This is a genomic window from uncultured Streptomyces sp. (assembly GCF_947488945.1).
In the GTDB taxonomy this organism is placed as follows: domain Bacteria; phylum Actinomycetota; class Actinomycetes; order Streptomycetales; family Streptomycetaceae; genus Streptomyces.
On the sequence record NZ_CANLBS010000022.1, the window covers coordinates 1 to 15,863 of the forward strand.

Sequence of the window (15,863 nt, forward strand, 5' to 3'; positions counted from 1 at the left end):
CTACGTCTTCCACGGCACGGTCACCGCAGCGGCAGTCCGCTTATGGCTCCGCCCATGATCCGCCGGACACGCCCTAGGCGGGACGGGCACGGAGGTGGCCCATCAGCGCTTGGAGGTCCTTCTGGTCGAGGCCGCCGCCGACGGCCGGCTCCTCATCGAGGTCCGCGAGCTCCTGGACCGCGGGGTCGTCGAGGATGCGCCCCATGAAGAGCAGCTTGTCGCTCAGCCGCTGCTCGACGATCTCGTCGATGCTCCCTTCGGAGGCGAGCACGGTGATGCGGGTCTCTGCTTCGGGCGCGAGTCCGAGGCGGTGGATCCGGTCGAGGCTCTGCAGGAACCGCCCGGCCGCGAAGTCGCGGTCGACGTAGACCGCGTCGTGGCAGTCGTGGTGCAGGCTGATGCCCTCGCCGAGCGTGGCGGGGTTCGACAGCAGCACCATGCTGTCGGGGTCTTTCCGGAAGCGCTCGATCTCGGCTTCGCGGTCCTCCGTCCCTCCGTGGACCATGGCCGGCCGGAACTCCCTGAGGACTCTCTCGAGGGTGTTCAGGCTGCGGATGAACGTGGACCACACCAGGGTCTTGCGGCCCTGGGCCGCGTTCTTCGCAACGATGGCCAGGACCTCGCGGTACTTCGGGGACATCTCGTAGCTGGGGAGGTCCCGCATGAGGTCGAAGAGCGGGCTGCCCTCGGGCACGGCCAGGGGCGGGACCTGGTAGTTCAGCGGTTCGTAGCGGGTTGTGCCGACAGCGAGCAGGGCGGGGCTGGTGGCCGCCATCAGCATGTAGACGATGATCTTGCCGAGGGCCTGGAAGTCGCCTTCCGATCCGGCGGCCCGGGCTGAGAACCGGCCGATGAGGGCTGCGTACACCTCCTGGTGCAGAGGGGGCATCGGAAGGGTGCGGAGGGTCGTCGTCACCGGGGGCAGCCCCAGTTCGTGCTTGGTCGTGCGGGTGAACAGTGGGCGCAGCACCTGGCTGGCCTTGGCGAGGTCGCCGCCAGCCACGGCCTGCGTCACCTTCTGGCGTCCGTACCCGGGCCACACGAAGCCGAAGAGGTTCTCGATGTCCTTGACCCCGTTGGGAGCCGGGGTGCCGGTCAGGATCAACCGGTGGCGGGCCCGCGGGCCGAGGGCGAGGCAGGCTGCCCCGTACTTCCCCTCGCCACCGAGCTTCATCCGGTGCGCCTCGTCGAGGAGGAGCATGGAGGGACGGGCGCTCAGCCACTGGCCGAGCTCCTCGACTGACTGGCTGAGGCGCTCGTAGTTCACGATGATCACATCGGCTGCCGGATCGGTGTCCCGGGACAGCACCTCCATGCGCAGCGGCTCGCTGAGGCACTGCGCGTTCTCGTACTGCCACGACTCGTAGCAGGACTTCGGACCGACGATCAGCAGGCGCTCGACGCCCTTGGCCGTGCGCAGCGCCTGGAACACAGCGAGACCGACGCGCGTCTTGCCTGCCCCCGGAACGGAGAAGTTGGCCCCGTGGCGCAGCGAGAGGAGCTTGGCGATGTCACGGCGCTGGAAGGAGGCAAGGCCGGCGGTCCACCCAGGGCCGAGCAGCCCGGCGACCTCGTCCTCCTGCACCTCCCTGGCTCCTCCGGCCGCCGGGTCGAGGCGGTCGGACACCGTCTGGGCATCTGCTGCGGAGTCCGTCGCAAGCGCGGCCAGTTGCGGGTCCCAGGCGACGCTGGACTGCGCAGGCCATGCCGCAAGCGCCACGAGGTTCGTCAGGAGGTCGTCGAGGTCGACTTCCATGCTCGCGGGAGAGCGCTGCACGCTGCTGCGGAAGCGCAGGGCGAGACGGCGCAGGTCCGCCTCGCACCCGGCGCCGGCCCTCAAGCGAGCCGTCGCCACGCTGTCGCCGAAGCCGATCTCGAGGCTCGCCGCGGAGGCGGGCAGTCCCATCAGCTCTCCCGGGTGGCGTTGAGCAGCCACTCGACGCCGTCACCCGGCGAGCTGAACGTGCGGCCCGCCTGCTTGGCCAGGCGCGCGAGGCTCGCCCGGAGGGTGAGCAGAGCGTCGTCGAACGAGTCCTCGTCGAGGGCGCGCTTCGCCTTCGCCTCGGCGAACTCCGCCGCGCACTGGTTCACGTAGTCGGCGGCGTCCGTCAGGCGCTCGGGCACTGCGATCTTCCGCTTCTGCAGTTGCGCGTTCTGGCCGGCCATCTTCACAGCGACGTCGAACGTGCCGCGGGCTGACTTGATCTTCGCAGCGGCCTGTGTCACTTCCGAGGGGGTGAGCTTGTCTCCGGCGAGGGTCGCAGCCTTGGCCCTCAGCAGGTCGTCGGTGAGGGCCCGCGTCGCCTTCACCACCGCCGTGCCGTCTTGGACCGCGACGCCCGGCAGGCCGGGGATGGACACCGCGGCGGACTCCTGCGCGGCAGGCCGGAGGTCGTCCGGCAGCCGCTCGTCGAGGAAGCGGGTGTGGAAGTCGGCTTCAGCGAGGCGGACCGAAGTCTTCGGGTAGTTCAGGACGACCATCGCAAGCCGGGACTCCTTCAGCTGCTCGGCTGCGTCCGGGTCCGTCTTCGCGAGCTTGGTGTAGTCGCGCTGCAGTTCGCGGAGCTTCTCCTGGTGGTCCTCGAAGTCGACCAGTCGCAGCCCGACGCCACTGGCGGGGTCCTTACTGCGGTCGATGGCGTCGTTGACCAGCTGGTAGACCCACCGGTCCTGGCGGAGCGTCGTGGTCTTGATGTTGAAGTCCCGAGCCACGTCCTCCGGCCGCCGCCCGTTGGCCAGCTCCTCCTCGATCGCGATCAGGCGGTTGATGTAGGAGTACTCGCGCCGCTTGTCCTTCCGCAGCTGGAGGGCGAGCTCGACGTTGTTGATATCCCGCCGCGACGTGTCCGCAGGCAGGACCCCCACGCGGATGTCCTTGACCCCGATCTTGCGGAGGGCCGCGCAGCGGGTGTTCCCGTCGACGAGGATGCCGTTGGGACTGATGATGCCGGGCTCCTTCTGCCCGAAGTCGTCCAGCTCGTCCTGCAGCGCAGTGAAGTCGGGGTCCGTCTGCGTCGGATTCGCAGGGTTCCGGCTGAGGAGGAGGGCGAGGTAGTCCTGCGCAGGCTCACTCCAGGGCTCCTCTTCGAGCACCCGGTTCTGTTCGGGGTCCAGCGTGCGCTGCGCGCGGATGCGGTGGGTGTCGGGGTTGAAGTAGAGGAGGTCCACCGGCATGGAGATCACGCTCAGGTGCTTCTGCTCACCGCGCCACTCCACGGTGACCTTGGCGCTGTCCTCGGCCATGGCCTGCTTCAGCCGCTCCTCGACCATGGACCGGATCCGCTCGCCCTCGGGCGGAACACCGAACTTCACAGCCATAGCCAGGCCTCTCCTAGGTGGGTAAGCAGCCGTACACGCTCGTCAGGAATAATGGCAGGAGCCACTGACAACGGGCTGGTGATCACCCAGACTTGCACGACTGACGACTTGAGAAACGGAGCAGACGTGACCCTCCCCGCCTGGAACGACCCGTCCTTCAAGGGTGGAACCATGATCAGGGGCGCGCTGTGGCTCGTCCAGGAGATCGGTGAGGGCAACACCTTCACCAAGGAGCAGCTCCGCAGCGCGTTCCCCGGCGTCTCGCAGGCGGACCGTCGACTCCGCGACCTCCGGTCCTACGGGTGGGTCATCCACACGAACACCGAAGACGCCAGGCTCATGGCCGAGGACCAGCGGTTCGTGGAGGCCGGGGTCGCAGTGTGGGACCCGGCCGCCCGCCGAGCAGCTGCACCCGAGAAGACGATCACGGCCAAGCAGGCCCAGGCCGTACTTGCCCGCGACGGCTACATGTGCACGGTGTGCGGTATCGGCAGCGCAGAGCCTTATCTAGATGACTCAAACCAGACGGCCGTGCTTTCGGTCACCCGGCGTACCTCTGTTCTGCTCGACGGCCGCGAGGAGGATCTCCTGGTCACGGAGTGCAAGCGTTGCCGTGCTGGCGGCGGCGGTCAGGCGACACGCGCCGATGGAGCCCTCACGGAGATCAAGAACCTGGACCCGGCAGATCAGCGGCGGCTGGCCCGATGGGCCGAGCGGGGGCGCCGAGGCTCGACAGCGCTCGAGCGGGCCTGGAACGCCTACCGCCGCCTCCCTGCAGCGGCGCAAGAGGAAGTTCTCAAGGCGCTGGACTCCTGACCAGCATTGAAGACGCCCTCCGCGTCGAATGATCATGATGGAAGCTGTCACTGGCGCCGCGTAGACTCCCCACTCTTGTCCGGTTTAGAGAGGCTGATAGGCGCCCGTCGGCCGCCACCTGCGACTATGGTGCTGGCGCGGAGCCTGTGCTGCCGGATGCCTATCTGTTCACTTGGGTGGTTGCGGAAGCACCGCCGCTTCTGCGCTGGAGATCCTGGCGTGCCTGGAGGGAGATCGCTATGTCGGCCGTCGAGCCTGAGAAGCCGCTTAAGGTCATTGAGATCTGCGCTGGCGCGGGCGGCCAGACCCTCGGGCTGGAGCGGGCGGGTTTCCGCCACCGCCTCGCCATCGAGCTCGACGACAAGGCTGCTGAGACTCTGCGCCGCAACCTTGTGGAGTTCCTCGGGTATAGCGAGGAAGAAGCGCGCGACTCCGTAAAGGTTGGCGACGTCGCGGACCCTGCTGTCTGGAACCCGGTTGTCGATGCGGAGGACCTCGACCTCCTCGCCGGCGGAGTGCCCTGCCCCCCCTTCAGCATCGCCGGGAAGCAGCTGGGCTCAAGCGATGAGCGCGATCTCTTCGCCTGGGCCGTCGAGCTATGCGGCAAGGTGCGTCCCAAGGCCCTGCTGCTGGAGAACGTGCGCGGCCTCAGCGCCAACCGCTTCGCTGGCTACCGCCAGCACGTCCTCGACCGGCTCAAGGATTCCGGTTACATCGCAGAGTGGCAGCTCCTCCAGGCGGACGACTTCGGCGTCTCCCAGTTGCGTCCGCGCTTCGTGCTGGTTGCGCTCCAGGAGGAGTTCGCCCCCTACTTCGTGTGGCCGGAGCGCAAGCCCGGGAGCGCCAAATCCGTTGGCGAGCTCCTGGTAGACCTCATGGCGAAGAACGGCTGGTCGGGCGCCCACGAATGGGCCGAAAATGCCTCCGGTATCGCGCCCACCATTGTCGGCGGGTCGAAGAAGCACGGAGGCGCCGACCTCGGCCCGACGCGTGCTAAGCGAGCGTGGGCGCAAAAGGGCGTCGACGCGATGGGCGTGGCCGACCAGGCGCCCTCGGTAGACGGTCCCCCTGTCATCGAGGGCAGCCCGCGTCCGAAGCTGACCACGGCAATGGTTGCCCGCATCCAGGGCTGGCAGGACGCGGACAGCGAGGTGAACGCCGACGAGGACGACTTCCGCTGGCGGTTCCATGGCCGGAAGACCAGCGTGTACCGACAGATCGGCAACGCGTTCCCCCCGCCCGTCGCCAAGGCGCTCGGCGACTCGATCAGGAACGCGCTGAACAAGGTCGGCGAGCCCCACGACCTAGTCGAGACCGCAGATGTCGTCACCGACCCTGTTTACAAGCTGCTGCGCAGCAGCACGCGGGCACTCTCAGTCGACCAGATCATCGCCAAGCTCGCGGCGGCGGGCACGGCCATGGACCAGCCGACGGTGGAGCGGCACCTCAACCACCTCAAGCACGACTTCGAGATGACGACGGTGACGCGCTCCAACGGAGCCGCCGCGTACAGCATCGGCGAGTTCAAGGCCTTCGTCGGCCAACGCGACCACCAGCGCCACGATCTCTTCACCCAGCACCGCTCCAAGATCAGCTGACTGTCGCAATCGCACCTCCGAGGGGGTCGGAGAGCGTTCCCACCGATGCGGGTCAAACCGCCGCTTGAGGAACGCCGTTAACGGTCAGTCCTGAGTCTAGGCGGGGGCGGTCCTCCTGCCTTTTCGCACCGTTCGGCTCTTTAGGCTGCTCACCCTGCTCCATCAGTGGGGCACCCGTAAGGGAAAGAAGTCGGACCAGCTCGCCCTGCAACCCTTCTTGAAGTGGAGTTCCATCCTTCCCGAAGGAGTCGATCTCGCCACTGAAAAGAAGACGCTGAGTCGACTCATGCGTCACTTTCACAGTCAGGATTCCACTGTGATCGTAGATGAACCGGACGAGCAGGGCATTCCGCTCGGGATCCTGCTCGGGCTTCGGAAGCCTCACTTCCAGATCGGCTAGAGGAAAGGCGCGGTCGCTGTCGGCCGGGTATCCATTCTCGCCTTCGACAATCTCTACGGTCACAGAGGAAGCGAAGGGGCGCGAGGGAAGGAAGCGGCACTCACCGGTTGCGGCGAGGGTCCGGTTCCGGCGGATCACAGGTTGAAACCCCTTGCGCGGGCCGGCATCGAAGGCGGTCCCGAGGTCGTAGTTGGTGACCAGGCTGAAGCGGTCCTTGTGGTCGGGATCATCAAGCGCAGCAGAGTAGATGGCAGCGCCGCGGGCCACAGCCGTCATGGGGTTGCAGAGCTCGGGCGGGATGATGCGGTCAGAGCCGAAGATACTCGCGACCGCGTCCCGGGCCTCGGGGATTTGGGAAGTACCGCCGATCATCAGGACTGCGTCCACGTCGGCTGGAGTGAAACTCGTGTCTTGCAGGCACTGCGCCAGCGGTTCCATTGCCCGCTCGATCAGCGGGGCCACCGCCGCGGTGTACTCGGCACGGGAGATGTTGAGTGACTTCCCAAGCGCTGGAATGTCGAGAGGCACTTCGGGAACATTCCGTCGCGACAGTGAGATCTTCGTGAGCTCAACAAGTCTGCGCCAGCTGTCACGATCATCACGCGACATCTTGTCAGGGATCTCACCCAGCTTCACCAGGACGATTCGAGCTAGCGCTTCATCGAATTCGAGACCGCCGAGTGCCGCGATGCCTCGAGAAGACAGCTCCTCGAAGTACTTGCCGTCGTAGTCCAGCAAGGTGACATCGATAGTTCCGCCACCCCAGTCGAATATCAGCAGCTTTCCCGCGATGTCGATTTCATTCGCATACGAGATCGCTGCCGCGGTCGGTTCGTTGAGGAGGGATTTCACATTGATGCCGGCCAATCGCGCAGCCGCACGTGTGCGGTATCGGGCCCCGCCGGTCGCATTCGCAGGGACTGTGATGACAGCTTCACTGAGGTCGAGGAAACTGCGCTGTGCGGCTTCCTTCATCTGGGAGAAGAGGGCTGCCGCTGCAGCCGTGCTGCGGAACGGCTGTCCGCCGAGCCAGATGTGGTGCTCATCGAGCAGAGGGCTGTCGGCATCAGCTTGCTCAATGCCCGCAGAACGGGTTCCAAGCATGCGCTTGACTGCGTCGATCGGGATGGCTGAAGACGTCTTCGCCGTCCAGCCGAAGCAGAGCGTGCGCTGCAGCTCCCGGATCCCGAGGACAGAGGGGAAGAGGTCCTCGAACTCTGGGAGGCGCCACTGCGCAGGCACGTTGCCACCGTCGACAGCAACGATTTCGCTCGACAACCCGTCCGAGCGTGCGACGACCGAGTTGCTGGTCCCGAAGTCGATTCCGAAAGTCACTGGTCTCCCTCGTCGTCAGCGTGATCGCTTGATCCTGCTTGGTCTGTTCCGCGGAGCTTCGCCGCGTAGGCGCGTACGTGTGGGGAGACGGCCCCGCTCCCCGAACGAGCGCGTCCACCTGGGGAGGCTTTCGTGTGAGGCGCCGATCGGTCCGCAGAGTGCTTCACGCGCTCGTACGCACTCACCTGAGGTGCCTCTTTGCCAGCCCCTTCGGATTGCCGGAGGGGCAGCTTCCCGGACGGACTGCCATCTGCCTCCCCTCGTCCAACGCGCCCTACCTGACGACCGGTTGTCTGCCGCTCTACCGTCTGCTGCCGGTCGTCCTCCGGAGGATGCCGCGTCTCGGACACGCCTCCCCCGGCCTTGGGCTGCTCCGGAGGCTTCGCAGGCGACTTGTCGTCGGTAAGCAGCCTTCCCTGCGGGTGAGGGCGTGAGAAACTCCCGTGCTCTTTTCCCCGCGGCGGAGCTTTCGCGGATCCGGCCTCCAAGGGTCGCACCCAGCCGCACTCGATTGTTCGGTTGGTCTCGGTATCCAAGTAGGCGGGGCTCAGCACCTCGTATGCGTCACCTTCTGCCGGGGGGCCACCGGCAGCAGTTCCCTCGTTCGACCGCGCCAGGTTGAACGCTGAGAGGTCACCAGGCTCGATCACGCGCTGGAGACCAGCGAGACCCAGCTCGGTCTCGATCCGGTCCCGGAGCTCTCGAAGAGACGATGCGTGCGCTGCTGCCCGATCGATTACCGCCAACTGGGCGAGATGCCGCTCTCTCACCCTCATGCCTTCGACCACGCCGGCGCGTACGGAGTCTGCGATCTGCTTTCCCGCTGATCGCGCAGCACGTGCGGTGTCGTTGGCGCCATCCTGGTGGCTTAGGGCTTCGCGGAGAGATCCCAAGCCGGCCTCGATTCTGGGTTCCAGCACGGACAGCAGCTCGGAAAGTAGGGCAGCAGCATCGAATGTTCCGGGGTCAACCCTTGGATGGCCTGGCCCGATCCGGATCTGGACCGGACGATCGCGCTCCACCGCCCGGCCGCCGTCGCGCCGAGCGACTTTGGAAGAGGGCGGCACCTGCCGTGCGCGAGCGGTTTGATGGCTCTGAGCGGCCGCGCCGGAAGGATTGCCGCCTCGGTCGGTACTCTGCCGCCGCTTTCCCTTCGAGGACATCCTGCGCTTATTCGGATTACTACTCATTGGATGCTGCTTTCAGGTGGGGGGACTGGGCTGCTGCCTGGCGCAGAATGCAGTCCCAGGCCGGTACACGCAGCCCGCAGGATGCCTTCTGCAGCCTGGCTCCTGGCGTACTCGCGTTCGCCGGCGCTTGCAGGGTCGGTACGGCGCGGAAGAGGCCGGGCTCCATCGTGGAACGGCGCATCGGCCGCAGGCGGCACCTCCCATTTTTCCGGAGAGATCGGCAGCCGGAAGGATCCGGGCACTGCATGGCCGCGCTCCTCAGCCTGGATAGCGTCCTTGGCTTGGTTCGCCATTGCTTCCCCCTCTCCGCCGAGGCGGCGGCGCAGTGACCGCCAAGCGGTCTTCCATTCAGACTCCGGGGCCAGATCCCGGAGTCCGAGTGCGAGGTAGGGATTCAGGACGTAGTCGCTCTCCCGGCGGTGCTGAAGATTCCGAATGATGTCTCGGTTGCGCGCCAGATTCGCACTGGCTCGCGCTGGCAGCCGATCCTCTCCAGACCTCTTGCGATCGGAGGGCGGGTGGATCTCTTCCAAGGCTTCTTCATACGACGGCTTGGGCGAGGCGCGAAGGATCCGGAGAAAGGCACGAACGTTGTGAGCTTCCCACCTGGCAGCCGTCGTCAGCCTCTGCAGTGCTCTTGTCTCATCCCACGCGCGTCGGAAGAACATCTCCGCGCGATCGTGGTCACCGTGCAGCTCCGCGAGGCTGCCGTTCCTCACCATCCTGAGAATCCGCCGGACCATGAACCAGCTGGCGAATTCCCTCTGAGCGGCCAGGTCTATCCGAGCCATAGGAGCCGTCTTCTCCAAGACAGGCCACAGCCACTTGCGGTCAGTAAGCCCCCTTGGGAGCTCGCCGGTTTTGCGGACTGCTCTCAGCTGGGAGGCCAGCGACCAAGGCTCCGTTGAGTGCGGAATCAGGTCGTCGATGGCCGTGACGTCGCCTTGCGCGAGCCGCGTGATGCAACTGCGCCGGAAGATCTCATCCTCCCAGCCGAGTTCCGCGATCAAGTGGGTGGGCAATTGCGCCGGAGCTATGCGCGCTTGCAAGTAGAGGCTTCGGTCGTCGGCAGAGCCCAGACCACGGTTACGGAGGCGTCCCTGGTCGATCAGGTCGTCGATGACGGGCAACGGCAAGTGCTGCAGCAGCTCCTGCTGTGCCTCTTCAGTGATGCGAATCCGCGAGGTTACCCGGATGTAGGAGGTATAGCGTCTCCATGCCGCGTCTGAATCCTCACTCCGGACTACGGCGCCCTGTTCGCTGTTGTGGCCATCAGGGATCCGGCCGGGCAAGTCGTCGGCCAGCGCCCTTGCCCGAGCCGATTGCAGATGAGGCAGCAGATCCGGGAAAGCGTCGAGGGCTTCAGCCAGCAGGCAGACGGCTGCGATGGAGGGCAGCGGTAGAACGGCGGAGAGGGCTGACGCCGCCAACTGGTCCTTGGCGGCGTCCGCTGTCCCATCTTCGAGCGCTGTTGCCGGGAAGCCCGCTGCGCGTACGCCTTGGGCAAGGTCTTGCACTGCGCCGATTGCAGCCTTCCACTGCTCCTCGGAGCTGAAGCCTTCGGGCAGTCGGGCCGCGGGAGAGCTCTCCAGTACGGACTCGGCTGGCTCAGGGCTGCAGGACGCGGCGGCCGCAGGAGCGGGGACCTCTTTGCCTGCGGCCCGGGCAGCGATCAGGGAGAGTCGGCGCTGCCGTTCCCTCTCGAGGAGCTCCCAGCGTGCTGCCGCGGCTCCGCCGACCTCAGGCGCAGGTTCGGGAGAATGCGAGAAGAGCGGGTTACCTATCACAGCTCGTCCTCGGCATACCGGGCAATCGCGGAGGTCACTGCTGCCGGGGTCCGGTCCAGGCAGTAGGCATCCACGAACGCGGTCCGCTCGGCGATGCCCAGATCGGCAGCCGCCTCTGACAGCTTCCTCAGCCGCAGCGCCATGGAACCAGACTCAGCTGATTCCAAGGGGTGCTTGACCGCCACAGCAAGGGGTTCTTCCGAGAAATCGCTGTCTACCAACGCGATCAGACCAGCGGGCGTCCGACGGATGTCCGCTTCGATCTCCGTCCGGTCCCTGGACCAGCGGTCAAGCAGTGTTTCGTGGGCCGCGGTGTCGACTTGCAGGCCGCCGCCGTGCAGGACGCCCATCAGGTCACGGGCTAGCCGCCAGTCGAGAAGGGGATGCAGGCGCATGTTCGAGTAGTCGCGGAGACAGCGGTAGCAGGATCCGAGGCATTCATCCGCGTGGGTTGCGCCGAGCTCTTCCAGATAGGCAACGACCTTCACGAGGAATTTGTCGATCTCATCCGCTGCACCCAGACGGGTGCTGAATCCTGCGCCGTTCTCCAGGCTGTCAGCGAGGTAGGCGAAGACAGGGGAGGCGGCTGAGGCGGACCCGTGGATGCCGGCAATGAGCTCCTCCGCCTGCACGTCGAGATGTGGGGCCGCGGCCCGGCGGAGCAGTGCGGACAAGGAGTACCAGGCAGCTCGGCGGCCGTGCACTGCATCGGCGAAACCGTGCTCCTGGCCGTACTCGGAGATGTCGAACCTGAGGCCCCGTTGGGGATCGACAGCGGCACGGGCGCCGATGAAGAGCATGTCCGTGTGCTCGGCACCGCCCAATGCGGTCTCTAGGTCTGCCTGGGCTTTGGGGCTGTCAACGACGTGATAACCGCGCCACGGGCCATTGGCCTTCTTGAAGCGGAAGAGGCGGCCGTTGTTGCTGTTGATGGTGTACCGGTTGCCGCTGCCAGCATGGACAACGAGCCAGTCGTCGGCCGTACGGGGTACACGGGGGGCGTCGTTCTCGAGGTCGGCAGCAGTGCGCGTGCTCGCTCCGCCGCGGCCCCACTCGCGGGATCCGTCGTAGTCTCGAGGCTCTCCTGCGCGGAAACCTGCTGGTTCGCGGAAGGGGAACGCCGTGTAGCTGCGGCCGGAGGCCCCGCACGCCGGGCAGGAGACGGCGTCGCTTTCCTGGTCCACGGGCTGGATGTGCGCGCAGAGACGGCACATGGCAACCCAGTTCTCAGGTCCGAAGGGCTCCTCCTGCGCGATGGGCTTCGTTCGGCCCGGACGGAAGGAGACAACGCCCATCGACTGGTGCAGACGACCGTCGCGAGGGGTCTCCGCGCCGGGGGCGAACTTGGTGAGGGAGAGGGAGAGGTCCCGGTCGATGGCTCCGTCCGGCGGCCACGGGAAGTTCCGATCTGGCAGCCGGGTGTAGAGGTAGCGGACCCTGGTGGGGAAGCCGAACATGGGAAGCAGGCCGGACTCAGCGAGGCGCTGGCTCAGGTCGGAATGGCCGGTAGGGGCAGCGGCGACCTGATCGATCTGGTCGATGAGTTCATCGGCGCAGGCCGCTGGGTCAAGAGACGCGACCGCCTCGGGTGTGCGGGCCTGCAGCGCCCGTCCAGCGGCGGCTACATCGCCCTGGTGTTCCGCGACCCATCTACGGACCGCATGGGAGTGCGTCGGCCAGTCCTGGGCCGTACCGAACTCACCGTGGATGTTCTGAGTCAGCGGCGTGCTCTTGGAAGCCCCCGCGGCGGCGATAGAAGCGAACGCCTGGCGGAGCACTTCGCCGAGTAGGACCCGCTTGAAGACGGACTCCATGCCGAGCGCGAGGTAGGGAGCGGGAGTCGGCGCGTTGGTGATCTCCTCAGGCCGGGCGAAGTAGTGCTCGTCGTGGCTGCGGCCTCGGCAGACAGTGAGGGCGACAGCGGTCGGATTGCCCCGACGGCCTGCGCGTCCGACCCGCTGCTGGTAGTTGAACCGCGTGGGCGGCATGTTGGCCAGCATGATGGTGTGGAGGGAGCCGACGTCGACGCCGGCCTCCATGGTCGTTGTCACCGAGAGGACTTCGATGCCGTCGGCAGCCTCGACGTCGTCTTCGCCGAGGAAGACGTCCTGGAACCTCGCCTGACGGGATTGCGCTTCGATCCGATCGGTCTGACCAGTGAGTTCGGCGGCGCGCAATGCAAACCCTCCGGTGCCGCTCTCCGCCTTCCAGGCGTAGTAGTCGTCGTTGAGAGCGCCCTCGTACTTCTGCGGGTCCGCGGGCAGCTGGGCTCGGCACTTGGTGCAGATACCCGCGCCCGGATGGAGGTGGGGGCGGCGGCAGGTGGGGCAGGTCCAGGTGCGCCCGCTGCCCACCCTCAAAGAGACCTTGGCAGGATCGATCGTGTACTGGACGACGGCGGTTCCCCAGACTCCGAGGACGCGATCGATCACATCCCCGTACTCCGCACCTTCCCTCTGGGCGACGGCCTTCCAGAATCGGGCCAGCGGTGCCGGCGGCTTCTCAGAGCCGCCGCGCAGTTCCTTGAAGCGGCGCATCATGCCCAGGACCCGCAGGCTGGCCCTGGCCAGGGAGAGGTCGGAGCCCGTGGGCAGGTCGACTGGGGACCGGTCGTCGGAGAAGCTGAGCCAGCCGAGCCCGAGGGACTCGAAGTCCATCCCGGCACCGGTAAACAGCCCTTGCACGAACTCTCGGCCCAGGTTGTCTTCGATTCGTGAGAGGAACTCCTCCTGGTCACCGGTAAGGCCGGCTTTGCGTCCCCGGTCCCCCTTCCAGTCGAAGAGGGATGTCCACCGGATCCCCTTGTGGTCCTGCAAGGACGCCGCTGGGCCGCCAGGATTGATCCCCCGGTCGAGCAGGCGGCCTCGAAGGTCGTAGCGCAGGTCTGAGAACGACGGCAGGCGGCCGAGCACAGACTCAAGTTCCGGCATCCGCGCAGGGTCGGCGAGCGGGTCGTCCTGGAGGATGTCCTTGAGGTCGGCTACTTCTCGCGGATGCCTGCCGCGCAGCCGCGTAATGGCTGCGACTGCCTGGTCACGGTCGGTGGAAGCGCCTCCATCACCGTAGAAGGCCTTGAACAGCCGAAGGTCCGCTTGCGGATCGCCTTGCTCCTGAACGGCTTCGGCCGCCATGAGGCGGAGGAGGTCCTGGTAGTGGCGCAGGGACAGGCCGCTCGCGAGATCCGCAGCATCGTCACGGCTGTCCGAGAACGCGATGAGTTTGCGCTCTGCGTCCGGAAGGTGGCCGAGGACTTCGGAGGTCAGTACCTGGTTGAGCTTCTCAAAGCCGGTACGCATCCGCCGCACCGGACTGCTGCGCAGACGAGAGGGGTGGTCGATGCCCACCGGCTTCATCGCCCCGGTTCGGGCGTCGCGGACCTGCCTTTGCTCCCAGTCGTCCCCGCAAGCGGGACAGCGGGTCGGAACGGCCGGCAGGGACTTGAGGTCGATGGGATTGCCCTCCCCCTTCCGGTCGGGCACCACGTGGAAGGACCACCCGGTCGGACTGGCCTTGTCGTTGACCAGGCGCCCGGTGTCCGGCAGATACCGGCTCTCCCGGAACTCGAACGCCGCACGGCGCCCCTTGTTCGACTCGCCACCGCTCCACGACGCTTCCTCCGTGCCGAGCGCCGCAGTACGCGGCCAGTAGACAACGTAGTTGCCCGCATCGGGGGCGCCGGTCACCTCGTCCGGCAGCCGGTCGAAGTCCGGGAAATCCGTATGGAGTGAGCCCTTGAACGCCTCACGCCCCATCGAGGACGGCACGGCGTATCCGCCGAGCATGAGGTCGCCGCAGCTCTGGCAGTACAGGAGCTCCAGCACGCGCGCGCCGCAGCTGCACCGAGGGGTGGGCGTACGGAACAGGCGGCCGACACGGCGCTTCGGAGTCCGCTCCCCGGGCACGTCGGGGCACATGGGGTCTGAGCAGGCCCACATGCCGTCGATGTTGCGGAAGAACATGTGGGCGCGGAGCTTCGGGCGCCCCTTCCCGTCGGCGACAGCGAGCGCCCTGAGGACACCCCGCAATCCCTCTGCCTGCCCGTCGTGCGTAGGCGCGCCGGGAAAGAGCTTCTCGGCCGCATCGGGGAGCGCCATAGCCTGCGGCTTTCCCTCCGGCGCAAGCGTCAGGGCGAGTGCGTCGGCAGCGCCGGTGGAGTCCAGGAGCTCGTTGGCCTCTTTGCTCGTGAGCTGCTGGGCGGCGGCCCCGGAGAGTGCGCTCAGATGCTCCGAAAGGTCGACTGGCCGCGGCGCGGGCATCACGAGGTGGCCGGGGATCACCGTCTGCCGGCCGCTCGGCAGAGCGAAGAACGCCTCTAGGAAGTCGTCGTCGCGTCCGGCTTCCAGAGAAGCTGACGCGGCGAGGACACGGAACCTGTCCGGCGCTGAGTCCAGGCCGAGGCGGTGGCGGAGTTTGCGGAGCAGGTAGGCGACTTCGGTTCCAGCCGTTCCCCGGTACATGTGGAGTTCGTCCAGGACGAGAGTGAAGCGGGCCCCCGGGGTGGTCTCAAGCCATCGCTTAGTGGCGCGGAAGAGCGGATCCTCCCGCGGCCGGGTCAGCATGATGTTGAGCATCGAGTAGTTGGTGACCAGGACGTCGGGGGCAGCATGCTGCATGTCCCAGCGGGCGTGCATCTCGGAGCCGCCTACGCGCGGAATGAAGTCATGAGATTTCTTGCCGCTGCGGTTCTCTCGGTCCTCGAGTCCCGTCATGTAGGTGCGCATCCGGTCCAGAGCGGGGCGGGAGTCCGAAGGCCCGGAGACGGGGGTGGCCCCGGTGTAGCGGCCGAAGTAGAAGCGGTGGCCATTGCGGTGCTGGTCCAGCCACGCACGGGCCGGATCGCTGTCGAGCGCCCGGCGCAACCGCACCAGCTGGTCGTCGGCGAGGGCATTGGTCGGGTAGAGGACGAGGGCCCGCATCGCTGCCGGATGCCCGGGCTCGCCGCTCCGGCTGGGAGCGAACCCTTCACCGTCCTGCCACCAGCGGGACTGCGTGCTTCCCCGCCCGGTCCATTGAGAAGACTCGGCCACGAGATCTGCAATCAGCGGAAGCAGGAATGCCTCGGTCTTGCCTGAACCAGTACCAGCGGTAACGACGAAGTCACGGCCGTCTCCGCACGCACTGACAAGAGCCTCGTGCTGATGGCGGAAGAGCTCCTCCACGCCGTCGGGCAGCGCGAACCGGGCGAAGTCCGCTGCCTGGGGGTGCGCCCCGGCTGCCCGGAAGGAGTCCTCCAGAGGCATCCCGCTCATCTGGTACTGCGGTCGCAGCTCGAGAAGCGGCTCCCTCCACGCCCCGCCGTCCGTGTTGAGGAGATCCCGCCTCTCGCGCATGACGGATTCGTCATCGACCGCAAACGGCGTGTCGTAGTACCGCATGAGGGTGTCCCTCAGCGCTCGGAATGAGCCGGGGATGTCAGACG

The 15,863-nt window shown here is 66.8% G+C and carries 7 protein-coding genes; 2 read left to right on the forward strand and 5 right to left on the reverse strand.

The window, feature by feature from the left end; all coding sequences use genetic code 11:
* Positions 1–73 precede the first annotated feature (73 nt).
* Together Q0994_RS27765 and Q0994_RS27770 are read right to left on the reverse strand one after the other, a co-directional pair.
* Positions 74–1,906 carry a DEAD/DEAH box helicase gene (locus Q0994_RS27765; RefSeq protein ID WP_299539712.1) on the reverse strand — a complete coding sequence of 611 codons (1,833 nt, stop codon included), beginning with the start codon at positions 1,904–1,906 and terminating at the stop codon, positions 74–76.
* The gene (locus Q0994_RS27770) at positions 1,906–3,318 is read right to left on the reverse strand and encodes a ParB/RepB/Spo0J family partition protein (RefSeq protein WP_299539713.1); all 1,413 of its coding nucleotides are present in this window, start codon (positions 3,316–3,318) and stop codon (positions 1,906–1,908) included. Before Q0994_RS27770 ends, Q0994_RS27765 begins: the two co-directional genes overlap by 1 nt.
* Before the next feature lie 78 nt (positions 3,319–3,396).
* On the opposite strand from Q0994_RS27770, the gene Q0994_RS27775 reads away from it, so the two are divergent.
* Both Q0994_RS27775 and dcm read left to right on the forward strand, forming a co-directional pair.
* Positions 3,397–4,134 (forward strand): hypothetical protein, encoded by a 738-nt coding sequence (locus Q0994_RS27775; protein ID WP_299539716.1) that lies wholly within the window; start codon positions 3,397–3,399, stop codon positions 4,132–4,134.
* Positions 4,135–4,373: 239 nt separating this feature from the next.
* Positions 4,374–5,732 (forward strand): DNA cytosine methyltransferase, encoded by a 1,359-nt coding sequence (dcm, locus tag Q0994_RS27780; protein WP_299539717.1) that lies wholly within the window; start codon positions 4,374–4,376, stop codon positions 5,730–5,732.
* Between the two features lie 52 nt (positions 5,733–5,784).
* Here the strand turns inward: dcm and Q0994_RS27785 are convergent, their stop codons facing one another.
* The 3 genes from Q0994_RS27785 to Q0994_RS27795 all read right to left on the reverse strand — a co-directional run bounded on the left by Q0994_RS27785 (position 5,785) and on the right by Q0994_RS27795 (position 15,819).
* Positions 5,785–7,467, reverse strand: a complete 1,683-nt coding sequence (locus Q0994_RS27785) for an Hsp70 family protein (protein WP_299539720.1) — start codon at positions 7,465–7,467, stop codon at positions 5,785–5,787.
* 1,186 nt (positions 7,468–8,653) lie between these two features.
* Positions 8,654–10,174: a hypothetical protein gene (locus Q0994_RS27790; protein WP_299539723.1), complete on the reverse strand. Its 1,521-nt coding sequence runs from the start codon at positions 10,172–10,174 to the stop codon at positions 8,654–8,656.
* Between the two features lie 266 nt (positions 10,175–10,440).
* Positions 10,441–15,819, reverse strand: a complete 5,379-nt coding sequence (locus Q0994_RS27795; RefSeq protein WP_299539725.1) for a DEAD/DEAH box helicase — start codon at positions 15,817–15,819, stop codon at positions 10,441–10,443.
* Between the last annotated feature and the right edge of the window lie 44 nt (positions 15,820–15,863).

Coding starts and splice junctions, on each gene's coding strand:
- Q0994_RS27765 (WP_299539712.1), bottom strand. CDS start 1,906: ATGGGACTGCCCGCCTCCGCGGCGAGCCTCGAGATCGGCTTCGGCGAC.
- Q0994_RS27795 (WP_299539725.1), bottom strand. CDS start 15,819: ATGCGGTACTACGACACGCCGTTTGCGGTCGATGACGAATCCGTCATG.
- Q0994_RS27770 (WP_299539713.1), bottom strand. CDS start 3,318: ATGGCTGTGAAGTTCGGTGTTCCGCCCGAGGGCGAGCGGATCCGGTCC.
- dcm (WP_299539717.1), top strand. CDS start 4,374: ATGTCGGCCGTCGAGCCTGAGAAGCCGCTTAAGGTCATTGAGATCTGC.